20 protein-coding genes are annotated in these 21,197 nt (G+C 66.8%); 11 read left to right on the forward strand and 9 right to left on the reverse strand.

Features of this window, described 5'->3' with window-relative positions; genetic code table 11:
• Nucleotides 1-67: 67 nt before the first annotated feature.
• Nucleotides 68-1,543 (forward strand): APC family permease, encoded by a 1,476-nt coding sequence (locus tag ACTHQS_RS06055; protein ID WP_440166991.1) that lies wholly within the window; start codon nucleotides 68-70, stop codon nucleotides 1,541-1,543.
• Here ACTHQS_RS06055 and ACTHQS_RS06060 read toward each other — a convergent pair.
• Nucleotides 1,536-2,165 (reverse strand): AmiS/UreI family transporter, encoded by a 630-nt coding sequence (locus tag ACTHQS_RS06060; RefSeq protein ID WP_440166992.1) that lies wholly within the window; start codon nucleotides 2,163-2,165, stop codon nucleotides 1,536-1,538. The two genes, ACTHQS_RS06055 and ACTHQS_RS06060, sit on opposite strands and share 8 nt — an antisense overlap.
• Before the next feature lie 201 nt (nucleotides 2,166-2,366).
• Here ACTHQS_RS06060 and gdhA point away from each other — a divergent pair, with 201 nt between their 5' ends.
• Complete coding sequence (gdhA, locus tag ACTHQS_RS06065; RefSeq protein ID WP_440166994.1) at nucleotides 2,367-3,704, forward strand: NADP-specific glutamate dehydrogenase; 1,338 nt, start codon at nucleotides 2,367-2,369, stop codon at nucleotides 3,702-3,704.
• Here gdhA and ACTHQS_RS06070 read toward each other — a convergent pair.
• Entirely contained in the window at nucleotides 3,701-4,672 is a 972-nt protein-coding gene (locus tag ACTHQS_RS06070) for a helix-turn-helix domain-containing protein (protein ID WP_440166995.1), read from the reverse strand. The genes gdhA and ACTHQS_RS06070 overlap by 4 nt on opposite strands.
• A gap of 166 nt (nucleotides 4,673-4,838) precedes the next feature.
• Between ACTHQS_RS06070 and ACTHQS_RS06075 the strand changes: the two genes are divergently transcribed.
• Nucleotides 4,839-5,513 (forward strand): DUF1345 domain-containing protein, encoded by a 675-nt coding sequence (locus tag ACTHQS_RS06075; RefSeq protein WP_440166997.1) that lies wholly within the window; start codon nucleotides 4,839-4,841, stop codon nucleotides 5,511-5,513.
• Nucleotides 5,514-5,532: 19 nt separating this feature from the next.
• Nucleotides 5,533-5,940 (forward strand): DUF1003 domain-containing protein, encoded by a 408-nt coding sequence (locus tag ACTHQS_RS06080; protein ID WP_440166998.1) that lies wholly within the window; start codon nucleotides 5,533-5,535, stop codon nucleotides 5,938-5,940.
• Nucleotides 5,941-5,994: 54 nt separating this feature from the next.
• On the opposite strand, the gene ACTHQS_RS06085 is transcribed toward ACTHQS_RS06080, so the two are convergent.
• On the reverse strand, nucleotides 5,995-6,171 hold the full coding sequence (locus ACTHQS_RS06085; RefSeq protein WP_056330981.1) for a CsbD family protein: 177 nt from the start codon (nucleotides 6,169-6,171) through the stop codon (nucleotides 5,995-5,997).
• Between the two features lie 85 nt (nucleotides 6,172-6,256).
• On the reverse strand, nucleotides 6,257-6,862 hold the full coding sequence (locus ACTHQS_RS06090) for a TetR/AcrR family transcriptional regulator (protein WP_440167000.1): 606 nt from the start codon (nucleotides 6,860-6,862) through the stop codon (nucleotides 6,257-6,259).
• A gap of 121 nt (nucleotides 6,863-6,983) precedes the next feature.
• Between ACTHQS_RS06090 and ACTHQS_RS06095 the strand changes: the two genes are divergently transcribed.
• Together ACTHQS_RS06095 and ACTHQS_RS06100 are read left to right on the forward strand one after the other, a co-directional pair.
• Nucleotides 6,984-8,924 carry a primary-amine oxidase gene (locus tag ACTHQS_RS06095; RefSeq protein ID WP_440167002.1) on the forward strand — a complete coding sequence of 647 codons (1,941 nt, stop codon included), beginning with the start codon at nucleotides 6,984-6,986 and terminating at the stop codon, nucleotides 8,922-8,924.
• The gene (locus tag ACTHQS_RS06100) at nucleotides 8,911-9,375 is read left to right on the forward strand and encodes a hypothetical protein (protein ID WP_440167004.1); all 465 of its coding nucleotides are present in this window, start codon (nucleotides 8,911-8,913) and stop codon (nucleotides 9,373-9,375) included. The genes ACTHQS_RS06095 and ACTHQS_RS06100 overlap by 14 nt, the downstream gene beginning before the upstream one ends.
• A gap of 15 nt (nucleotides 9,376-9,390) precedes the next feature.
• Here ACTHQS_RS06100 and ACTHQS_RS06105 read toward each other — a convergent pair whose 3' ends face one another.
• From ACTHQS_RS06105 to ACTHQS_RS06120, 4 genes are all read right to left on the reverse strand, one after another.
• Nucleotides 9,391-10,377 (reverse strand): NAD-dependent epimerase/dehydratase family protein, encoded by a 987-nt coding sequence (locus tag ACTHQS_RS06105; protein WP_440167006.1) that lies wholly within the window; start codon nucleotides 10,375-10,377, stop codon nucleotides 9,391-9,393.
• A 97-nt stretch (nucleotides 10,378-10,474) separates the two neighbouring features.
• Nucleotides 10,475-10,849, reverse strand: a complete 375-nt coding sequence (locus tag ACTHQS_RS06110) for a cupin domain-containing protein (protein WP_440167008.1) — start codon at nucleotides 10,847-10,849, stop codon at nucleotides 10,475-10,477.
• 147 nt (nucleotides 10,850-10,996) lie between these two features.
• On the reverse strand, nucleotides 10,997-11,755 hold the full coding sequence (locus tag ACTHQS_RS06115) for a ThuA domain-containing protein (RefSeq protein WP_440167010.1): 759 nt from the start codon (nucleotides 11,753-11,755) through the stop codon (nucleotides 10,997-10,999).
• Nucleotides 11,755-12,864, reverse strand: a complete 1,110-nt coding sequence (locus ACTHQS_RS06120; protein WP_440167012.1) for a Gfo/Idh/MocA family protein — start codon at nucleotides 12,862-12,864, stop codon at nucleotides 11,755-11,757. Before ACTHQS_RS06120 ends, ACTHQS_RS06115 begins: the two co-directional genes overlap by 1 nt.
• 291 nt (nucleotides 12,865-13,155) lie before the next feature.
• Between ACTHQS_RS06120 and ACTHQS_RS06125 the strand changes: the two genes are divergently transcribed.
• Complete coding sequence (locus ACTHQS_RS06125; protein ID WP_440167014.1) at nucleotides 13,156-14,448, forward strand: ammonium transporter; 1,293 nt, start codon at nucleotides 13,156-13,158, stop codon at nucleotides 14,446-14,448.
• A 105-nt stretch (nucleotides 14,449-14,553) separates the two neighbouring features.
• Here the strand turns inward: ACTHQS_RS06125 and ACTHQS_RS06130 are convergent, their stop codons facing one another.
• Entirely contained in the window at nucleotides 14,554-18,036 is a 3,483-nt protein-coding gene (locus ACTHQS_RS06130; RefSeq protein WP_440167016.1) for a DEAD/DEAH box helicase, read from the reverse strand.
• Nucleotides 18,037-18,254: 218 nt separating this feature from the next.
• On the opposite strand from ACTHQS_RS06130, the gene ACTHQS_RS06135 reads away from it, so the two are divergent.
• From ACTHQS_RS06135 to ACTHQS_RS06150, 4 genes are all read left to right on the forward strand, one after another.
• On the forward strand, nucleotides 18,255-18,896 hold the full coding sequence (locus ACTHQS_RS06135) for a DMP19 family protein (RefSeq protein ID WP_440167018.1): 642 nt from the start codon (nucleotides 18,255-18,257) through the stop codon (nucleotides 18,894-18,896).
• Between the two features lie 61 nt (nucleotides 18,897-18,957).
• On the forward strand, nucleotides 18,958-19,659 hold the full coding sequence (locus ACTHQS_RS06140) for a protein tyrosine phosphatase (protein WP_440167020.1): 702 nt from the start codon (nucleotides 18,958-18,960) through the stop codon (nucleotides 19,657-19,659).
• Between the two features lie 166 nt (nucleotides 19,660-19,825).
• A complete protein-coding gene (locus tag ACTHQS_RS06145; RefSeq protein WP_440167021.1) occupies nucleotides 19,826-20,404 on the forward strand; it encodes an RNA polymerase sigma factor in 579 nt (192 codons plus the stop codon).
• The gene (locus tag ACTHQS_RS06150) at nucleotides 20,397-21,170 is read left to right on the forward strand and encodes a hypothetical protein (protein ID WP_440167023.1); all 774 of its coding nucleotides are present in this window, start codon (nucleotides 20,397-20,399) and stop codon (nucleotides 21,168-21,170) included. Before ACTHQS_RS06145 ends, ACTHQS_RS06150 begins: the two co-directional genes overlap by 8 nt.
• Nucleotides 21,171-21,197: the final 27 nt, after the last annotated feature.

The following is a 21,197-nucleotide window of genomic DNA, read 5'->3' on the forward strand; positions in this document are numbered from 1 at the left end:
GGCGCCCCGCTGCCAAGCTGGATTCCACAGCAATTTTCCCGAACTCATGACCGTTAAGAAGGATCAAATGAGTATTTCGAATTCCGAGCCCCGGACCACTGACGCTCCGGCCAAGGAGCATTCAACGGCACTCCGCGCAGGCAGCGTCGGCGTGATGGGCATCCTCTTCTTCGTCCTGTCGGCGCAGGCGCCCCTCACGGGGATTGTGGGCGCCTCACCGCTGGCCGCAGCGCTGGGCAACGGCGCCGGGGCGCCGGGTGCGTACCTCATCGTGGGTATCGTCATCCTGATCTTCGCGGTCGGGTTCGTGGCCATGAGCCGCAAAATCCAGGCCAGCGGCGCGTTCTACGCCTACGTCACCGCGGCCTTCGGGCGGAAAACCGGCGCCGGCGCTGCATGGCTGGCCCTGCTCGCCTACAACACCATCCAGGCCGCCATGTACGGCCTGTATGGTGCGGCGTTCTCCGGCCTGCTGGCGACCGTTGGGCTGGATGTTCCATGGTGGCTGCTCGCCCTGGCCACCATGGCCGGCGTGCAGGTGCTTGGCTCCCTGAACATTGAACTCGGTGCCCGCGTGCTGGCCCTGCTGGTGGGACTCGAGGTGGCCATCCTGCTGCTGTTCGGCTTCACCGTCCTGCTCCACGGCGGCGGTCCGGAAGGCATCAGCGTGGCGGCGTCCTTCTCACCGGAAGCCATTGGCGCCGGGGCGCCGGGCGTGGCCATCATGTTCGCGGTAGCCTCCATGTTCGGCTTCGAATCCACCGCCATCTATTCGGCCGAGGCCAAGGACCCGCACCGCACGGTTGCCCGCGCCACCTACCTCTCCGTCGGCGTCATCTCCGTCTTCTTCTCCTTCATTTCCTGGATGCTGGTCAGCTACTACGGTCCGTCCCAGGTGATGGACGCTGCCGGGGCGGCCCTTGAATCCGGCGACGCCACCTCCTTCGTGCTCGGTCCCCTGGTGGAGCTGTTCGGACCATGGGCAGGCGTCGTGGCGGGCATCCTGCTGGTCACCTCGCTGCTCGCCGGCATCATCGCCTTCCATAACGGCATCAACCGCTACCTGCACTCCCTGGCCCTGCACGGTTCCATGCCCGCCGTGCTGGCCCGGACCAACCGGCACCGCGCACCTGCCGTCGCCGCGTGGGTCCAGTCTGCCATCGCCGTCGTCCTGGTGCTTCCCTTCGCCATGCTGGCCCTGGACCCCGTCCTGACCCTCTTCTCGTGGTTCAGCGGACTCGCGGTGGCGGCACTTCTGGTGCTGTACATGCTGTGCTCGGTGGCGGTGGTCAGCTTCTTCCGCCGTGAACGTGCAGGGGCGCAACTGTGGCAGACCCGCGTCGCCCCCGTCCTGGCAACGGTGCTGCTCGCCTGGGTCCTGTTCCTCGTGGTCAGCAACTTCACGGCCCTGATCGGCGGCAGCGCTGAAACAGCCATTGCATTGCTGGCCGCCGTGCCCGTGGTCTTCGTGGCGGGGGTGCTGGTGGAGTCCGCCATCGAGCGCCGCCATCACGCGGCCAGCCTGGGCCACGCGCTTACCTAGCGCTTACGGCTTCTCCTTCACTGGCCCGGCGCAGACTGCCAAGTCCGCGCCGGGCCAGCACGCGTGCAGTGGCGAAGAGTGCAGCCACCAGGACCAATGCCAACCAGGCCGCCCAGGCGCTGCGGGGCCACACCCCGGCCAGGCCCAGGAATGCCGGAACCGTGGCAGTAACCTGGCTCGCCAGGACCAGCGCCCAGCCCATGAACGGGTCCAGCCGCACGGCACCGAATGCAGCCGAAGCGAACAACAACCCCCACAGCACCGACCAGCACACCCAGAGCACCGCGAGCAGCGGATCCGCAGCGAGCCACGCGCCCGCCAGGAGCAGGCCGAAGAATGCCACCATGCCGCAGAACCAGCCCAGGCCCTTCGAACCCAGCCCCAGCAGGACATCCAGCCCGGCGTAGGCGTACGTCAGCCCGAACAGGAACATGCCGGCTGCCGTCAAAAGGTGTTCAGTGCCGGTACTGCCAGTGGAAAGGTGGACGACGCCGAGCAACAGCTGGGTGCCGCCCAGCAGCAGGCTGAAGGTTGCGGCGTCGCGGCGGGGGAGACTTCCGATCGTTGCCAGCCCGTTGACCAGCAGCGCCGCCCCGGAGAGAAGCAGGCATACGAACGGCATCAGAGCGTCTTCCCAATGCAGTTGGACCGGACAGAAACTCTCGCAGAGTGGAATATGTGTGTCACATTATGGAGATTAGCGGCGGTCGCGCCGCCCGCCTACTGGTCCCCGGTCGTAATCCGATAAGTTGAAGAGTAAACCTATGAGGCGACGTTGCTTTTGCGCCGTCCCTCGTTTCGGCACAGAGGTAAGGAACAGTTCATGGACGCACGGCTCGAAGCCATCAAGGATACCGTCCTCGCGCGGAACCCCGGCGAAGCGGAGTTCCACCAGGCTGTGGTGGAGGTCTTCGAGAGCCTTGGCCCGGTCCACGACAGGCACCCGGAATTCCTGGAGGCTGCCATCCTGGAACGGCTCTGCGAACCCGAGCGCCAGATCATCTTCCGCGTGCCGTGGACCGACGACTCGGGCCGCGTCCAGATCAACCGCGGCTTCCGGGTGGAGTTCAACTCCGCCCTGGGCCCGTACAAGGGCGGCCTGCGCTTCCACCCGTCCGTCTACCTGGGCATCGTAAAATTCCTCGGCTTCGAGCAGATCTTCAAGAATGCCCTCACCGGCATGCCCATCGGCGGAGGCAAGGGCGGCTCCGACTTCGATCCCCGCGGCCGCAGTGACGCCGAAGTGATGCGGTTCTGCCAGTCCTTCATGACCGAGCTCTACCGCCATATCGGCGAATACACCGACGTCCCGGCGGGCGACATCGGCGTGGGCGGCCGCGAAATCGGCTGCCTCTTCGGCCAGTACAAGCGCATCACCAACCGCTATGAGTCCGGCGTCCTCACGGGCAAGGGCATCTCTTGGGGCGGCTCCCTGGTCCGGCCCGAGGCCACCGGCTTCGGCACCGTCATCTTCACCCAGGAAATGCTGAAAACCCGCGGAACGTCCTTTGATGGCCAGCGCGTGGTGGTGTCCGGGTCCGGCAACGTGGCCATCAACGCCATCGCCAAAGCCCAGTCCCTCGGTGCCGCGGTGGTGGCCTGTTCCGACTCGTCAGGCTTCGTGGTGGAGGAGGCGGGCATCGACGTCGCGCTCCTCCGTGAGGTGAAGGAAGTGCATCGCGGCCGCCTGAAGGATTACGCGGAGCGCCGGGGCGGCGTTACCTACGTGGACGGCGGCTCGGTGTGGGACGTCGACGCCACGGTGGCGCTGCCCTGCGCCACGCAGAACGAGCTGGACGGCGATGCTGCCGCCCGCCTGGTGCGCAACGGCCTGCTCGCTGTCGGCGAGGGCGCCAACATGCCCTCCACCCGCGACGCTGTTGCCGTATTCCAGGAGGCAGGCGTGCTGTTCGGGCCCGGCAAGGCCGCGAACGCCGGCGGGGTGGCAACCTCGGCCCTGGAAATGCAGCAGAACGCCAGCCGCGATTCGTGGTCCTTCGAGCATACGGAGGAACGGCTCACAGAGATTATGGTGGGCATCCACGACCGCTGCGCCGCTACCGCCGAGGAGTACGGCGAACCCGGCAACTACGTGCTCGGCGCCAATATCGGCGGATTCGTCAAGGTGGCCGACGCCATGCTGGCGCAGGGATTGATCTAAGAGCCGCGGCGCCATTCGCTGGGCGAGACGCCAAAAGCATCCCGGAAGGTCCGGCTGAAATGGGCGGCATCCAGGAACCCCCAGCGGGCAGCCACCGTGCCGACGGATTGCCCGGCGTGCAGCGGGTCGCGGAGGTCGCGGCGTGCACCTTCGAGCCGCTGCGTCCGGATCCAGCTGGAAACGGTGGTCCCCGACTCGTGGAAGACGTTGTGCAGGTGCCGCGTGGAGATGAAATGCGCGGCAGCGATGCTTGCCGGTGACAGCAGGGGGTCGGCCAGGTTCGCCTCGATGTACTCGCGGACCGAGACCGCCAGCAGTGCCTGCGGCTTCATGCGGTCCGGCGTGATGTCCATTTCCGCGTGCAGCATGGTGGACACCAGGTCCAGGGCGTTGGTGGCGAGCCGTGAGCCGCTGGGGCCGTTCAGGACGTCGAGGTTCGCCGACAGTTCGCGAATGAACTGGCCCACGATTCCGCTGAGGCCCCCGCTGCCCATGCGCACCGCGGCGAGCTGCCCCACGTAGTCCACGGGCAGGGAGAGGGCATCGCAGGGGAACATCAGGACCATGATCCTGGTGCTGTCTTCGAAGGCAAGGGTGTAGGGCCTGTTGGTGTCGTAGATTGCCAGGTCGCCGGGCTGGAGGACGGCTTCGCGGTTGTCCTGGATCAGCAGGCCCGTGCCTTCCAGCTGCAGATTCAGCTTGAAATAGCGCTCATGGGCCTGGGCGATCAACGCGGGGGTGCGGTGGACTTCGTGGGAGGTGGCGGTCACTTCCACGATGGACATCCGGTCCAGCACCCGGGAACGCATCCGGCCCTGGAAACCTTCCACGTCCGCCGTCCGAGCGGTGAGGGGCACGAAGGATTCGGCCACCAGGTGTTTCCAGTGGTCAAACGATGTGGCAACGCTGGAGCTGAGGTCCTGGCGTGGGGTCAGGGCTGTTGCCCCGGTTGCTGCAGCTGCTGGCATGATGTTCCTCGCGACGGATGGCCACTTCACGTTTCCCCCCCCGGGTTGTGTCCTGCGACACACTCCATTCAGGTTAGCGGCGCACCAATTTTTTTTCAACGGTTGGCGAAAATAAGGCGAATTGTCTTTCCAGCCGCAGCCCAGCCTGGCGTGCCATGATCGGGCCATGAAGTCCATGACGGCTGCCGGCGGCCACCACCGGAACTTCAACTCCCGCGCCCACCATTCCCGGCTCCGGTTGCTGGTGATGCTTGCCGTCGGGCTTGTCGCGGCGCTGGCGGTTGGCACGTTTGGCACCTGGACGTATGCCCCCGCGCTCGGCTGGGCCGCTGCCTCGGCCACCTACCTCATCTGGGTCTGGAGCGTGATCGGACGCCTGGGTCCTGCAGCCACCGCTGCGCATGCGCGGAGGGAGGATCCCGGCAGGATCTTCTCGGACACGCTGGTCCTGGGCGCCACTGTGGCCAGCTTTGCCGGGGTCGCCCTGATTTTGCTTGATGCCTCCAGCGAGCAGGGTGGCGCTAAGGACGCAACGGTGGCCATGGCGCTGGGCAGCATTGCCCTCTCATGGTTCCTGGTCCACACCCTGTTCACTCTCCGCTACGCAGCCATCTACTACCGCGATGGCGCGGGTGTGGATTTCAACGAAGGGAGCCAGCCCCGGTATTCGGATTTCGCCTACCTGGCCTTCACTGTGGGCATGACGTTCCAGGTATCGGACACCGACCTGAAGACCACTGCCATCCGTTCCACCGTCCTGCGCCAGGCACTGCTGTCCTATCTTCTCGGTGCCATCGTCCTCGCCACCACCATCAACCTGGTTTCGGGGCTGATCCACTAAGCGGGCCTATTCTGGGCCCATGGCTGAGATAAGAGTTAACTGGCACCGGCGGCACAAAGAGGGCCTCAGTATGGGCGACAAAGCCGCTGACGCCCTTCGAAACGGCATGGGCAGCTGGCCTTTCGTGGGGATGTTCTTGGGTTTCATGGGACTGTGGGCCCTGGTGAATTCCTACGCCCTCGCCAACAACGCATGGGACCCCTACCCCTACATCCTGCTGAACCTCTTCCTGTCCATGCTGGCCGGTCTGCAGGGCGCCATCCTGCTCATTGCAGCCAAGCGCCAGGACGCCATTGCCTCGGCCATGGCGCAGCATGATTACGAAACTGACGTCCGGGCCGCGGCGCAGATCGAGATGCTCATGAACATCAACGCCGAGCAGTTGAAGCTGCTGCAGGAACTGCGGGACATGCGGGACCGGCCCTGAAAACGCCAATGGGTGCAACTCCGGCTGGAGCTGCACCCATTATGCGAGCGTTGTCTAGTCCTTCTTGAAGGCATCCTTGACGTGCTCGCCGGCCTGCTTGAGGTCCGACTTTGACTGGTCCGTCTGGCCTTCAGCCTTCAGGCTCTCGTCGCCCGTGGCGTTTCCGGCAGCTTCCTTGCCCTTGCCGCCGAGCTTCTCTGCAGCGTTGCCGATCTTGTCATCCAAACCCATGGAGATGCTCCTTACAGTTCGTGCTCGCTCCGGCATCCGCCAGAACCTGACCCCTCAATAGTAAGCATACTTTCGAGTTTGGCGCTCATTTCCGGCCGGGAATTTTGCTGAGGAGGGAAAGGTACCCCTCGAGTTGGGCCGCGTGGCCAAAGTCTGTTTGGCCAGCGGATGCAAGGGCTGCCTCGATCTGGGCCCCCAGCAGCATGTTCAGCAGCTGCCCGGCAAGGATGGGATCGTCGACGGCGGCACGGACGTCGCCGCTGTCCCTCGCCTCTGCCAGGAAACGGCGGATTGCCACCAGCCACTCATTCATCGACTGCTGGTGGATCGCCGCCTTCCGGGGGTCGTTGATGGCCCTTTGCCAGAACGGGACCACGATTCGTGCCTCGTTGACGCGCTCGTCATCGAGGGGGAGGACCTCGAGGCAAAAGGCCCGCAGCGCGTCCAGGCCCGTCCGCCCGGCCGTGACCTCGGCGATGCGCCGGTTGGTCCTGTTGAACACATGGCTGAAGGCGAATTCGAGCAGGGTGTCCTTGGTGGGGAAGTAGGGTTTCAGGGCGCCGTTGGCGAAGCCTGCCTCCGTGGCGATCTCCCGCATGGTGGCGCTCTCCAGGCCCTGACGGGCAATGATCCGCCAGGTGGCATCCACGAGTTCCAGGCGGCGCTCATCATGGTCAACTATCTTCGGCACCGCGGCCACTCCCCGGAAATATTTCGCTCAGACTCTTGTGAGCCATGTTACGGACGTTTATTCTCTACAACTATAGAAAATAAACCAGTGGCCGGCGACGGCCCGGACAAAGGCTCTTCCCATGACACTTGCACCAACCGAAACCGCATCGGCCTTCCACCTGGCAACGGCGGAGGAAATCCTGGACGTCCGCGCCATCCTGCAGTCGGAAGGCCACCTGGACGCCCGGCACCGCATCGCCTACCTCGGCCTGCTGGATCCGGCCCGGGGAGCGCAACCACAGGCTGTGGACCGCCGATTCCGGGTCTTCATCCACGACGTCTCGGGGGCTGCGCCGCGTGACGTCGTGGTCTCCATTACCCAGCAAAAGGTGCTCTCCGCCGTCGAACTCGATACCGCGGTGACCGGCGAACTTCCGGTCCTGGAGGAGGAATTCGAAGTAGTGGAGTCGCTCCTCGCCACAGATGACCGGTGGCTCAAGGCGCTCGCTGACCGGGGACTCGACGTCGAAAAGGTCCGCGTCGCCCCGCTCTCGGCCGGCGTTTTCGAATACGCCGAGGAGAAGGGCCGGCGCATCCTCCGCGGACTGGCATTTGTGCAGGAGTTCCCGGAGGACAGCGCCTGGGCGCATCCCGTGGACGGCCTGGTGGCCTACGTGGACGTGGTCACCAAGGAAGTCACCCAGGTGATCGACCTTGGCGTGATGCCCATACCCGCCGAGCATGGCAACTACACGGACCCCGAACTGACCGGTCCCATCCGCGAAACCCAGAAGCCCATCAATATCACCCAGCCAAAAGGCCCCAGCTTCACCGTCACCGGCGGCAATCATGTGGAGTGGGAAAAGTGGAGCGTGGACGTGGGCTTCGATGTCCGCGAAGGAGTGGTCCTGCACAACCTCGCCTTCCAGGACGGCGAGCGCAAGCGGCCCATTATCAACCGCGCCTCCATCGCGGAGATGGTGGTCCCGTACGGTGACCCGTCGCCCATCCGGTCCTGGCAGAACTACTTCGACACCGGCGAATACCTGGTGGGCCAGTACGCCAACTCGCTGGAGCTGGGCTGCGACTGCCTGGGCGAAATCACCTATCTCAGCCCGGTCATCAGTGACGCGTTCGGCAACCCGCGGGAAATCCACAACGGCATCTGCATGCATGAGGAGGATTGGAGCATCCTTTCCAAGCACTCCGACCTCTGGAGCGGCGTCACGTACACCCGCCGCAACCGCCGCCTGGTGATCTCCTTCTTCACCACCGTCGGCAACTACGACTACGGCTTCTACTGGTACCTCTACCTGGACGGCACCATCGAATTCGAGGCCAAGGCCACCGGCATCGTGTTCACCTCCGCGTTTCCCGAGGGCGGCTCGGACAACATCTCCGAGCTCGCCCCGGGGCTGGGTGCCCCGTTCCACCAGCACCTCTTCAGCGCCAGGCTGGACATGGCCATCGACGGATTCACCAACCGCGTGGAGGAAGAGGACGTGGTGCGCCAAGCCATGGGACCGGGCAATGAGCGCGGCAACGCCTTCTCCCGCAAGCGGACCGTGCTGGCCCGGGAATCCGAGGGCGTCCGCGAGGCCGACGCCCGTGCCGGCCGCACCTGGATCATCTCCAACCCCGAGTCCCGCAACCGGCTCGGCGAGCCCGTCGGCTACAAGCTGCACTCCCACAACCAGCCCACCCTGCTGGCAGACCCGGATTCCTCCATCGCGAAGCGCGCAGCCTTCGCCACCAAGGACCTGTGGGTCACCGGGTTTGCCGAAGACGAGAAGTACCCCACGGGCGACTTCGTCAACCAGCACGCCGGCGGAGCAGGCCTTCCCGGCTACGTGGCGCAGGACCGGGACATCGACGGCCAAGACATCGTCGTCTGGCACACCTTCGGCCTGACCCACTTCCCGCGGGTGGAGGACTGGCCCATCATGCCCGTGGACACCGTGGGCTTCAAACTGCGGCCCGAAGGCTTCTTCGACCGCAGCCCCGTCCTGGACGTCCCAGCCAACCCCAACAAGCAGGCGGCCTCCTGCCACAGTGAGGGCGGCAGCGGTGGCTGCCACTAGCCCCGCCCCCGCCAGGGCAGGGCGCACGACGGCGGCGGGCCGGCTTCCTGCCCGCCGCCCGGTGGTGCATCCCCGCCTGGTGGCCGCGGTCACCGCCGTTTCCTGCGCGGCACATGTGTGGCTGGCGGCGTCCGGGCACCACGGCGCGTGGCTTAGCGTCCTCATGCTGGCGCTCGCCGCGGTGTGCGTTCCCTGCACGGTGCACATCTGGCGGCACAGCCGGCTGGGTGCGCTGCACCAGGTCACCGTTGCTGCCGTGGCCATGGCTGCCCTGCACGCCGCCCTGCTGCTTGCCGGCGGCGGCGCCGGACACGCCCACGGCGGGGTGCCGCCGTCGTCCGCTGTTGTTGGTTCCAGCAGCGCTCAACTGCTGCTGGTCATCGCGCTGGAACTGGCCACGGCGCTGCTCGCCGCCACGCTGGTGGCCCGGGTCAGGCGGCTCCCTGCCTAGGGGCAGGCGCGCGCGTCAGCCGGCCGGGACGCCCAGCGGCCGGGCGACGTGCAACTGTTCCTGGTCAACGAGCCATTGGATGGATTCGAAGATGGCCTGCTCCGGCTCGAAGCGCGGCGTGTAGCCCAGCACGGACGCCGCCTTTTCAATGCTGAAGCACTGGCTGCGGTAGAGGTGGTTCCAGCTCGCATCTGCATGCTCCCGGGAGGTGTTCTCCCGGAAACGGTCCCAGGGAACCGGCTCCAGCACCGCAGCGTGGCCGAACCAGGCGGCGGCGATGTCCGCATAACCGCGGACCGTGAGTGCCGTGGGGGCAACGATGTTGAAGTCCTCGCCGGCAGCCGCCTCCCGCTGGGCAATGGCCTTCTCGAAGGCCTGGGCGACGTCGTCGGCGTGTACATGGTGCATCAACTCGGCGCCGCTTCCGGGGACCTGCAGCGGCTGGCCGGACGATATGACCTGCCAGACATGGGGATCGAGGTTTCCGAGCGGGCCGACGGGGTGCCAGCCCGGCCCGACGATGTGGCCGGGGTGCAGGGACGTGGTGGCCAGCCCGCCGCCCGCCGATTCCTCCTGCAGCATCAGGGCAATCCGGTTCTTCTGGATGCCGTACTCGCCAAAGGGCGCGGCAGCCGAATCCGAGCCTTCCCGGATGGGCAGCTTCAGGCTTTGCCCGTACCGCCAGACGGAACCGCAGTGCAGCAGGTGCCCCACCTCGCCGCGCAGCCGCTGCACCAGCGCAGTGGCCGATTCGAGGGTGAAGCAGACCAGGTCCACCACCACGTCCGGCTTGAGGGCCGCCACCCGGTCCGCGAAGGTTCCGTCCCGGTCCTCTGCCTGCCGGTCCGCGCTGACCTGGTGCACCTGCTGCCACTCCGGGGCGTCGGTGTAGGGCTTGCTGGTGCCGCGGCTGATGTTGGTGACCTCATGGCCGGCCCGGACCAGCCGGGGGACCAGGAACGACCCGATGTGGCCGCTGCCTCCGATGACGGTGACTTTCATTGCTCTCCGATCGTTGTGTTTCCTCCACGGTAGGGCTGCCGCACGAGGAAAGGGAGGCCCTGGCGGGCCTCCCTTTCCGGGTGGTGCAGACTGCCGGTCACGCGGGCTTGGCGAATTCTGCTGCGCTGATCACTTCATAGCAGACATAGGTCTCGTCGCCCTCCACCCAGGCGTCGTGGCCTGCCGGGATGGAGTACGCGTCGCCGGCCTGGATTGTCATGCCGGTTCCGTCGGTCATCTGCACTGTCAGTGTCCCGGCGGCGCAGACGCCCAGATGGTTGACCTGGCAGCTGTCCGTATGGACCACCGTCTTGACCGTTTCCGACCATCGCCAGCCGGGCTCGAAGGTGAAACGGCCCAAGGTGGCGCCGCCAATGTTGACCACATCCACCTGGGTCTTGGGTGGGCGGCGCTTCTCATCGGGCTGGTCGAAGGATTTGGACTCCAGGTCCTTCACCGTTACTGCGGGCATTTCTGGCTCCTTCGCAAGGAGTGGTTACTGAGTTCGTCCGGGGCTGTGCGCACCCGGGAATTGGGCCGGCAGGGCGGAATGTGCCCGTCCAGAGCCTGCCGGACCTATGGATCAACGCTCTCAATCTGCTCCTGCCCGCAGCCCATGTCAATGACGCATTTCCTCCTCGAACCACTCCCGCGCAGGGTTGCTCACCGAGGGGGCGGAACGGTCCAGCCCCGGCTGCGCAGCCCACCGCACCCCGTTGGCCAGGACCCGCTGGACCTGCGGATGATGGTACACCGGGTACTCCTGGTCGCCGGGGCTGAAGTAGAAGATCCGGCCCTTGCCACGGGTGAACGTGACGCCGGAGCGGAACACCTCGCCGCCTGCGAAGGAGCTGATGAAGATCAGGTCGTCCGGGTCCGGGATGTCGAACAGCTCGCCGTACATCTCCTGCTCCGGAATAACGATGGGGCTGGCCACGCCCTCCGCGATGGGGTGGGAGGGCTTCACGGACCACACCAGCTCACGCTGCCCGTCGTTGCGCCAGGCCAGGGAGCAACTGGTGCCCAGCAGTTTGGTGAAGATCTTCGAGAAGTGCCCGGAGTGGAGCACGATCAGGCCCATTCCACCCAGCACGTGCCGGTGGACGCATTCGACGACGGCGTCACCCACCTCCCCGTGCGCGACGTGGCCCCACCACAACAGGACGTCCGTCTCCGCGAGCACCTCCTCGGCAAGGCCATGGTCAGGCGCCGTGGCCAGGACCGCCGTCGTGATGTGTGCGTCCGGAAGGTGGGAACGAAGGCCGGCCGCAATGGCGCCATGGATGCCGTCCGGGTAGATCTCCCCGATGTGGGACGGCTCGTTGTTGGCTTCGTGGACGCCTTCGTTCCACACCAGGATCCTCAGTGTGCCGTTCATCAAAGCCGAACCTCCCTTTGCTCGCGCGCGGACTGGTAGCACGCGTCGATGACCTGTGCCCGGTACAGCGCCAGGGATCCGTCATGTTTGGCCCAGACCTGCGCCCCGGCGCGCACAGCGGTGACGAAATCCTCCACCACTGAATCATGCGCGCGGCCAGGCAGGACAGGGGGCAGGTAGTCCGCGGACTCGCCGTCCTTGTCGGTGAACACGCGCAGCTGGCCTACCGCCGGGAAGGGGGCGCCGTGCACCCTGAGTTCGGCGCCGCCGTCAGTCCCGTACACCGTGAAGTCCAGTTGGTCATCCGTTTCCCGGTAGGCCGCCCAGCTCGCCTCGACCAGGAGCGTTGCGCCGCCCTCCAGCCGCAGGAACGCCGAGGCGAAGTCCTCCACCTCGAAGGCATGGCTGGTGGCCTGGGCGGAGAACCGGCTTCCGCCGCCACGCCCCTGCGGGCCCAGTTCGGCATGGGTGGCCGCGGAGACCGCCACCACCTTGGGCTCGCCGAGGAGGTACAGGGCAAAATCAAGCACGTGGACGCCGATGTCCGCCAGCGGTCCGCCGCCGGCGAGCTCCGGGTTGGTGAACCAGCTGCCCAACGTGGGAATGCCGGCGCGCCGGAGCCATGACGCCTTCGCGTAGTAAGGCCGGCCCAGCCCACCGCCGTCGATGACCTCTTTGAGCGCCTTGATGTCGCCGCGGCGCCGGTGGTTGAAGGCGACGTCCAGGACGCGGCCGGCCTTTCGGGCCGCGTCCACCATGGCCTGGCCCTCCGCGGCATTGCGCGCGATGGGCTTTTCGCTCAGGACGTGGATTCCCCGTTCCAGGGCCCCGACGGCGATGGGTGCATGCAGGAAGGTGGGCACTGCCACGCTCACCGCGTCCAGGCCGCCGTGATCGAGCATGTCCTGCCAGTCAGCGAAAGCGTTCGGAATGCCGTATTCGGCCTGCAGGGAGTCGCGGAGGTCCTGCTCCATCCCTGCCACCGAGACGATGCTTACTCCGTCGAGTGCCGAGTAGGCCTTGAGGTGCTGCTGGCCGGCCCAGCCGATGCCCACCACGCCCACCCGTAAGTCACTCGGCGTTACAGGAGGGGATTGCTGGCTGTTCAAGGGCTGGCTCCTTCGGCGTGGCTGGCTGACCGGATGCTTTCCAGCCTAGCCCTGCGCTGCCCTGGTCCTGAAGTAACTGCTGCGCGCCGCGTGACACCTGAAACTCGCGTGCAATTGGCTGAAACCACCATTTAACACAGCCGAAACCTACCCAAAAATAGCCGCCATACATTGGTACCAGACGGCAAAAGCCGCCCCTCCGCCGGGAGTGGTTCCTCCACCCACATCCACCTGGCGGAAAGGCTCTGACGGCAACTTACCGTTCTTTTCGCATCTTGAAAGGGGTTTCCCATGGACTCGGGAAATGTCGCTTGGATTTTGGCCAGCTCGGCGCTGGTATGCATGATGATTCCCGCCCTGGCCCTGTTTTACGGGGGCATGGTGGGGTCCCGCCGGATCCTGAACATGATGATGATGTGCTTCGGCGGCGCCAGCCTGGTGGCCGTGCTCTGGGCACTGTTCGGTTACTCAATGGCCTTCGGAAACTCCGTGGGCGGACTGGGACTCATCGGTGACGTCACCGAGTTCCCCGGCATGGGGCAGCTGCTGGCCAAGGACGATTCCGCGTCCATCCCCGTCATCCTGTTCGCCGCATTCCAGCTGTTCTTCGCCTGCGTCACCACCGCGCTCGTTGCCGGTGCCGCCGCGGGCCGGATGAAGTTTGGCGCCTGGATGCTGTTCGCCGGCATCTGGGCCACGGTGGTGTATTTTCCCATCGCCCACTGGGTGTTCGCGTTCAACTCGGCGGACGGCAGCTCCGTGGGCGGCTGGATCGCCAACGGCATCAAGGCCATCGACTTCGCGGGCGGCACCGCGGTCCACATGAACGCCGGCGCCGCAGCACTGGCACTGGCACTGGTCCTGGGCAAGAGCTCCGGCTGGCCCAAGGTGGATCACGCCAAGCCCCACAGCCGGCCGCTGGTGCTGGTGGGCGCCGGCCTGCTCTGGGTTGGCTGGTTCGGCTTCAACGCCGGCTCAGCCCTCTCCGCCGGCCAGTCGGCGTCGGTGGTTTTCCTGAACACCGCCGTGGCTGCCGCCGCCGGGCTGCTGGCCTGGGCCCTCGTTGAGCGGGTCCGCCACGGCGCGGCCACGAGCATGGGCGCCGCATCTGGGCTGATCTCCGCGCTGGTCGCCATCACCCCGGCCTGTGGTGCCGTCAGCCCCTTGGGCGCCGTAGCCATCGGTGCCATTGCCGGAGCCGTCTGCTCCCTGGCCATCGAACTGAAGTTCCGGCTGGGCTTCGACGACTCGCTCGACGTCGTCGGCGTGCACCTTGTCGGCGGCATCCTGGGCACCCTGCTGATCGGCCTCTTCGCCACCGATGCGGCGCCCAACGCGGTCCGCGGCCTTTTCTACGGTGGCGGCTTCGAACTGCTGGGCGTCCAGGCACTGGCCACGGTCACGGTGCTGGTGTACTCCTTCGGCGTTACCTGGATCCTGGCCAAGATCCTGGACAAGGCCATGGGCGGCCTCCGCATCAAGCCCGAGGACGAACTGCGCGGGATCGACCTCGCGGCGCACTCCGAACTGGCGTACCTGATGGACGATGATCCGGTGGAACTGGGTTCGCCGCAGCGGGTCTAGTCCCAGCCCGACAGTCAGGGCCAAACCTTGGACCGGTGCCGGGAGCCGCCGGCTTATAGTTCCAGGGTTTGGCCCTTCTGCGTGCCGGTAGGGGCTTGCTGGCTCCTACTCCTTGAACAGCCCCGCCAGGTCCTCCGCCGTGATGGCTCCGCCGGCCAGGGCGTCGCCTTCCATGACGTCGGCGAACAGCTGCGACTTCCGGGTCTTCAGCGCCATGACCTTTTCCTCGATAGTGTCCTTGGCCACGAGCCGGTACACCATGACATTCCGGGCCTGCCCGATCCGGTGCGTCCGGTCCACGGCCTGGGCTTCGGACGCCGGATTCCACCAGGGGTCGAGCAGGAAGACGTAGTCGGCCTCGGTAAGGTTCAGGCCGAACCCGCCCGCCTTGAGCGAAATCAGGAACACCGGCGCGCTGCCGTTCTTGAACTCACTGACCACGTCGGCGCGGTTCCGGGTGCCGCCGTCGAGGTAGCAGTACTCGATCTCCTCCTGGTCCAGCCGCTCCCGCACCTTGCCCAGGAACCCCGTGAATTGGCTGAAGATCAGGGCACGGTGCCCCTCGGCCATCAGGTCCTCGAGCTGCTCGAACAGCACGTCCAGCTTGGAGGACCGCACCGCGGACAGGGAAGGGTCCACCAGCGACACGTCCAGGCTGAGCTGCCGCAGCAGGGTCAGCGACTGGAAAATGGTGAACCGGTTCTTGTTGACGTCCTCAATCAGGCCCAGGATCTTTTGCCGTTCGCGCTGCAGGTGCGTCTGGTACACCTTCTGGTGCCGCGGATTCAGCACCACCTCCAGGATCTGCTCCTGCTTGGGCGGCAGGTCCTTGATTACCTGGTCCTTGGTGCGCCGCATCATCAGCGGCCGCACGCGGCGCCGGAGCTTCTCCAGCTGCCCCTTGTCGCCGTTCTTCTCCACGGGCTTCTGGTAATACTCCGCAAAGCGCTTTGGACTGGAGAAAAGGCCCGGCGCCACGATGGACGTCAAGGCCCAGAACTCCATCAGGTTGTTTTCTAGCGGGGTGCCCGTGATGGCCAGCTTGAACGCCGCCGGCAGCTTGCGCGCGCACTGGTAGGCCTTGGACTGGTGGTTCTTCACGAACTGCGCCTCATCCAGCACCAGCCCATTCCAGGTACGCGAGGCGTAGGCCTCGTAATCGATGCGGAACAGGGCGTAGGACGTGATCACGATGTCTGCCCCGCCCAGGGCCTCCGCCACGTTCTGGCCGCTCTTGCCAAATGTCTCGCCGACCGTCCGCACGGTCAGCCCGGGCGCAAACCGGGCGGCTTCGAGGGCCCAGTTGCCCACCACGCTGGTGGGGGCCACCACCAGGAAGGGCGCGACGGCGGCGGGCCCGCTTCCAGCGTCAGCGGCAGCACCGCCGTCGGCCGTTTCCAGGGACGACGCAGCCGCGACGGCCAGCTCCTTCGCCGCGCACATCAGTGCCAGGGCCTGCACGGTCTTGCCCAGGCCCATGTCGTCGGCCAGGATGCCGCCCAACCCGTGCTTGTACAGGAAACTGAGCCAGTTGAACCCCTCCAGCTGGTACGGGCGCAGCTCGGCGTTGAGCGACGACGGCAGCGGCAGCCCGTCCGTGCCACCCTCCAGGAGTCCGCCCACCGCGGACCGCCAGGCGGCGGCCTGTTCGTCGACAATGCCCAGCTGCGCCAGCTCGTCCCAGAGCCCCGCCTGGAACCGACTGATCTGCAGGGGGGCGTCCTTGTTGTCCTGCAGCGAGCGGGCTTCCTCGATCAGGGCCCGCAGCTGATGCAGCTCCGGCAGGTCCAGGGAGAAGTAGGCGCCGCTGGGCAGCAGCATCTTGGTCTGGCCCGCGGCGAGGGCGGAGAACACGGCGGCGAAGGAGACGGGCTGGCCTTCCAGCGAGATCTGGATGCCCAGGTCGAACCAGTCCCGCTGTTCGGTGGCCTTGGTGGAGATGGACACCACCGGCGCTTCCTCGGCCTCGCGGTAGTCGGCGATGTCGCCCACCGTCTCCACGTCCACGTTGGGGGCCTCCCGCAGCCGCGGCAGTACTTCCTCGGTGAACGCCAGCGTGTCCAGGCCGGTCAGCTCGGCGGAGGCCGCCAGCCGGGGAGTGCCCCACCGGCCCGTCGCTGATTCACCCAGCGCGGGCACCACATCCCAGGGGTGGCCGATGCCTTCCAGGATGCGGGCCTCCGCGGTGTCGTCGCGGTAGCCCTGGTCGCCCGGGTGCCGCCACAGCGGCTGCGCGGTGACCAGCTTGCCGGTCTTGTAGTGCCACTCCCAGTGCAGCCGCACCCGGTGGTCCGCGCCATAGTTGGCCAGAAGGGACAGGGTGGGGACAGCCAGTTCGGGCAGTTCCACGGACTTGTCGCGCGCCGTGACCCGGGCCGTTTGCTTGAGCTTGGGGTAGAAGCCGGTCAGGAACCGCGATTCGTCCCTGGCCGGGATGTGCAGCATGCTTCCCGCGGTGACAAACGCCAGCAGCTCCTCGCTCAGCCCGTTCTCCAGCTGGGCCAGCGTGATGGTCCCGTTGGGGTCGGGGACCCCGGGGAGGGCCGCTTCCCCGGCGGTGAAGAAGAGGCCGTGCGCCGGCCTGCCGATGGTGCCAACCGCAGCCGGATCAACCTCTTCCCCTTCTACGGTGATAGTGGGCGAAAGCTCCAGGCCGCCGTCGGACGCCTCTGCGTTGGCGCTGGCGGCAGGCTCCGCTGTGGAAGGTTCGGTTACCGGGCTGCCGTACCGGCTGAGGGAAAGTCCGACGGCGGCAGGGGACTCGGCCACCCGGACCGGCTCGGTGCCGCGCGAGTGGACCAGGGCGAGCCCGATCTTCCGGGCGTCGGACAGCAGGCTCCACAGGTTCTTCCCTGCATAGGAGTTCAGGCTCAGCCAGAGGCCGGCGGAGTTGTGCATCCGGCTGGCGGAGGAGGAGTGGCCGGCCAGGAACTCCTGCAGCCATTCCACGTGCGCCTGGTTCGATTCGCGCCGGAAGTTCAGGTAGCTCAGGGTGTTCCAGGAAACGTCCCCGCGGATCCACTTGCCCTTGGCCCCCATGATCACGGGCCGGACCTTGAGCTGCCGGACGCCGCGGACCGGGTCACGGCGGCCTGTGTAGGAAAAGTGCGGCGGTGGTTCCTCCACTTCGAACTGCAGGGCAAGGGGAATCCCGCTGGTGGAGGGGGCGGAACCGGGCTGGGAGATCAGTGGGCTGAGGGCCTGCTCCCAGTCGGAGAGGGCCGCGGACGGTGCGCGGGACACCTGCGTGGAGGTGGACGGTGCCAGCAGCTGTACCCGGATGGAGGGGTTGTCCTCGGCCGCGAACAGCAGGGCCGCTACGTGCTTGCAGTCCTTGCGGACCGGGCAGCTGCAGATGCCCACGGTGCAGCTCCAGCCGCCGGCCTTCCGGACCAGCTTTGCTGTGGTGGAGTAAGGAACCTCCGCGCCGCCCCGGACCTTTCCCAGCATGAGCCCCGTGCCGCCGTCGAACGATATGCCCGAGACCCTGCTCGCCATGGCATACGCCAGCCCGGCCGCCAGCGAGCGGTCGTTGATGGCGGGTGTCTGTATTGCCAGGTCCGCACTTTCGTCCGGTTGGGATGGCATGGTGAGCGCTACTTTCGGCAGGCCACGGCGGGGCCGGGTCCGGTGGGTGGTTATCTGATCCATCTTAGTTCGGCCGGCGGCAGGCCCATGTCGCCGGGCCCTTGCCTTGGCCGTCCCGAAAACTTCGCTTGACGTTCATTTCCTCCCGGTGCTGGCGTGAACCGGCCGTCGTAGCGTGAAAGCGGCCCGAGCACCACCACCGCCCAGCAAGGATTGCCATGACCATCACGTCCCAGCCCGTCGTCCTGACCAGCAGCAGCATCGGAGGCAGCGACGAGGAGGTGGTGGAAGCCAACGCGGCCATCATCGACGCCATGCGCAAGGCCATGCTGCCGCTGGAGGACATGTCCCCGGTGGCCGTCCGAAGCTGCCTGGTGGATTTCTACCTGAGCCAGGCGCTGGAGGGCGGCTTCGCGCAGTATGCCGTCATGGCGGGCGGCCGGATCGCCACGGACCCGCTGGTCCGCGAAGGCATGGCGGGGATGGGCGCCGCCGCGCACCTGGACCTGTTCAACCGTGCCGCGGAGGCCTACGGCGTGCTGACCGCCGGAACCGAAGCGTCCTACCTGGGCGGCGGCACCGATGATGGCGGCCCTCTTGGCCGCGCCGTCCTCCGCGTGGGGGAGCTTGACGGCGAATTCGAGGAACTGCTGGAACACGAGAACATCACAGCCCTCAATGCGCGGTGGCTGCGCGGCCAGCCGGACCTGCTGGTCCTGGACGACGAGGAAGTGGGCCCGTACATCCAGCGGCTCGCGGCCCTGGTATTGGAAAACAGGGCATTGAAAGACACGGCCATGGACGACGTGAAAAAGAATCTCGGGACACCCGTAACCTTTCCGGCACCGCAGGCGATGTAGTCCGTGATGGGTCCGCCAGGCGGGCCCAGTCCGATGTGTTGTCTAGGTTTTGGAGAAGTAAATGTCTGTGTTCACCGTTCTCGCCACCAGCAAAGTCGCCGCCGGAGTCCTGGCCGCCGGAACCCTGGCAGTAGGAGGAACCGGCGCCGCCGCCGTCTCCGGCGTCCTTCCCACCCAGGCCCAGCAGACCGCCCACGAACTCTTCGGTGCACCTGCCCCCAAGCTTTCCGCCGAAGCAGCAGCTGATGCCCAGGCCACCCCGGCCCCCACGGCCACGGCAGCGGTAACCGACGCACTGAAGAGCGCCGACGCCACCGCAGAGTCCACCGCCAACGCCTCCGCAACGGCTAAGGCTTCTGACGACAAGGCCACCGCCGACGCAGCCGGGTCCGCAACGGCCAACACCGCCGTTGACGCTGCCGGTCCTGCAGCCCTGGGCCTCTGCACCGCCTTCACCCACGGCGGCCTGGATGCCTCCTCCAAGGCGTTCTCCTCGCTGTCCATCGCGGCGCAGGGTGACGCGAACGTCGAGAGCTACTGCGCCGACGTCGTGGCCACGGCCGACGCCGCAGCGAAGGCCGGTGCCGAGGCCAAGGGTTCCGCGTCGGTCGAGGCTGATAAGCCCGAGCTTCCGGCCGTTCCGTCGGCTCCCGCAGTGCCCGCCGTTCCGGCCGTTCCGGGTGTCGACGGCGCGGGCGCCGTTCCTGCTGTTCCCGCTGTGGGCGGCAACACCGTCCACACCCCGTCAGTTTCGGCCCGCTAAGGCTTATTGGCTAGTCTGGACTGCGGCTGCGGCCGCAGTCCGGGCTGCCGGCCGGGGCGCGCACCTTTGGAAGAGCCCCTGGCATACCCGCAAAAGGCAGCCGGAATACCACGGGGACTGGCAGTCCCAACCTGGAACCGGGACCAGGCGTAAGCCCGGACCCGGGATGGAGGAGCCGCTGGTGCTGGACACTTTGGCCCAAGAAGAGATCGACATATTCGACAACGCAGCCGGAACTGATCCGGCCGCGTTGTTCGCTGCTGCCTATCGAACCTTTGCGGGCCCGGTGCAGGGCTACCTCAAAGCACGCGGACTCGATGATCCCGAGGCTGTCACCCAGGACGTCTTTCTGGCCTTCTACTCCAGGATCGGCACGCTCACGGGCGGCCTGCAGGGCGCGAAATCGCTGATCTTTTCGATCGCCCACGCCCGCATGGTGGACCACTACCGGCGGGTGGAGCGCAGGCCGCAGCTGACACCGTACGACCCCCAGCACGACGGCCGGACCACACCCTCTGCGGAGGACCGCGCCTTGGAACTGACGGCCGGAGCAGAAGCCATGCTCGAAGGGCTCAGCGAAGAACACCAGGAGGTCCTCGCCCTTCGCGTCGTGGCGGACCTGTCCATCGACCAGGTGGCCGCCATCATGGGCAAGAGCGCCGGAGCCATCAAACAGCTCCAGCGCCGGGCCCTGCAGAACCTCAAGGCACAAACGCTCAAGAGAAACCAGGCACATCATGAGTGACACCGCAGGATCCCGCAACACCGGTGCCGTTGACCAGCTTCTGCTGGAGGCAGGCATGGACGACGACGGCCAGCTCCGCGACGCCCTGCTCAACCTGCATGCCCTGGCGGCAGAGGCCCCGGCGCCCTCCGCCGAAATCGCTGCGCTGATGGCAGGCCCGTCAGCTGCCGCCACCACCGCCCTCCCGGCCATCACCGCCACGGAGGCTGGGGCCGGGCAGCGCCGGGCAGGCCAGCCCACCCCGGGGAAACCTGCTGATGAACTTGCAGCCCGCCGCAGGGCCAAGCGCCGCATCACGCTCACCACGCTCTCGGTGGCTGCCTCGCTCGCAGCCGGCGGCGCAGTGGCTGCCGCCTCCGACCAGGGATTCCGCGACTCCCTCTCCCAGCTGAACCACGCCGTCACCTCTTTCGTGACCGGTTCCGCAGTGGCTCCCGTCCACAATGACACCACGCGGGTTCCGGTGCCTGCGCCGGCCGCACCCCGGCCCTCCACAACCAGCAGCGCGGATGCCGTCCCGCCGGCACCCGCGCCCGCCTCGGCACCTGCCGCCGGAGCGCCGTCGAGCGTTCCGGCGCAGCAGGGAAACACACCCGGCCACGGGGCGCCCCCGCAGAAGCCCGCTGAGGTTCCTGCGGAGCCGGCACTGCCCACGGATGTTCCGGAGGACGTCAGGAAAGGCCTGGAACAAGGCCCCAAACTGCCCGTTCCGTTGCCCACCGAAATACCGCTCCCGGGCAAGGCCCCAGACGTTCCCCTGAAGTAAGACAGGCCGGCGCCACCTGCCAGGCCA

The sequence above is a fragment of the Arthrobacter sp. SAFR-044 genome (assembly GCF_051965175.1).
Classification (GTDB): Bacteria; Actinomycetota; Actinomycetes; order Actinomycetales; family Micrococcaceae; genus Arthrobacter.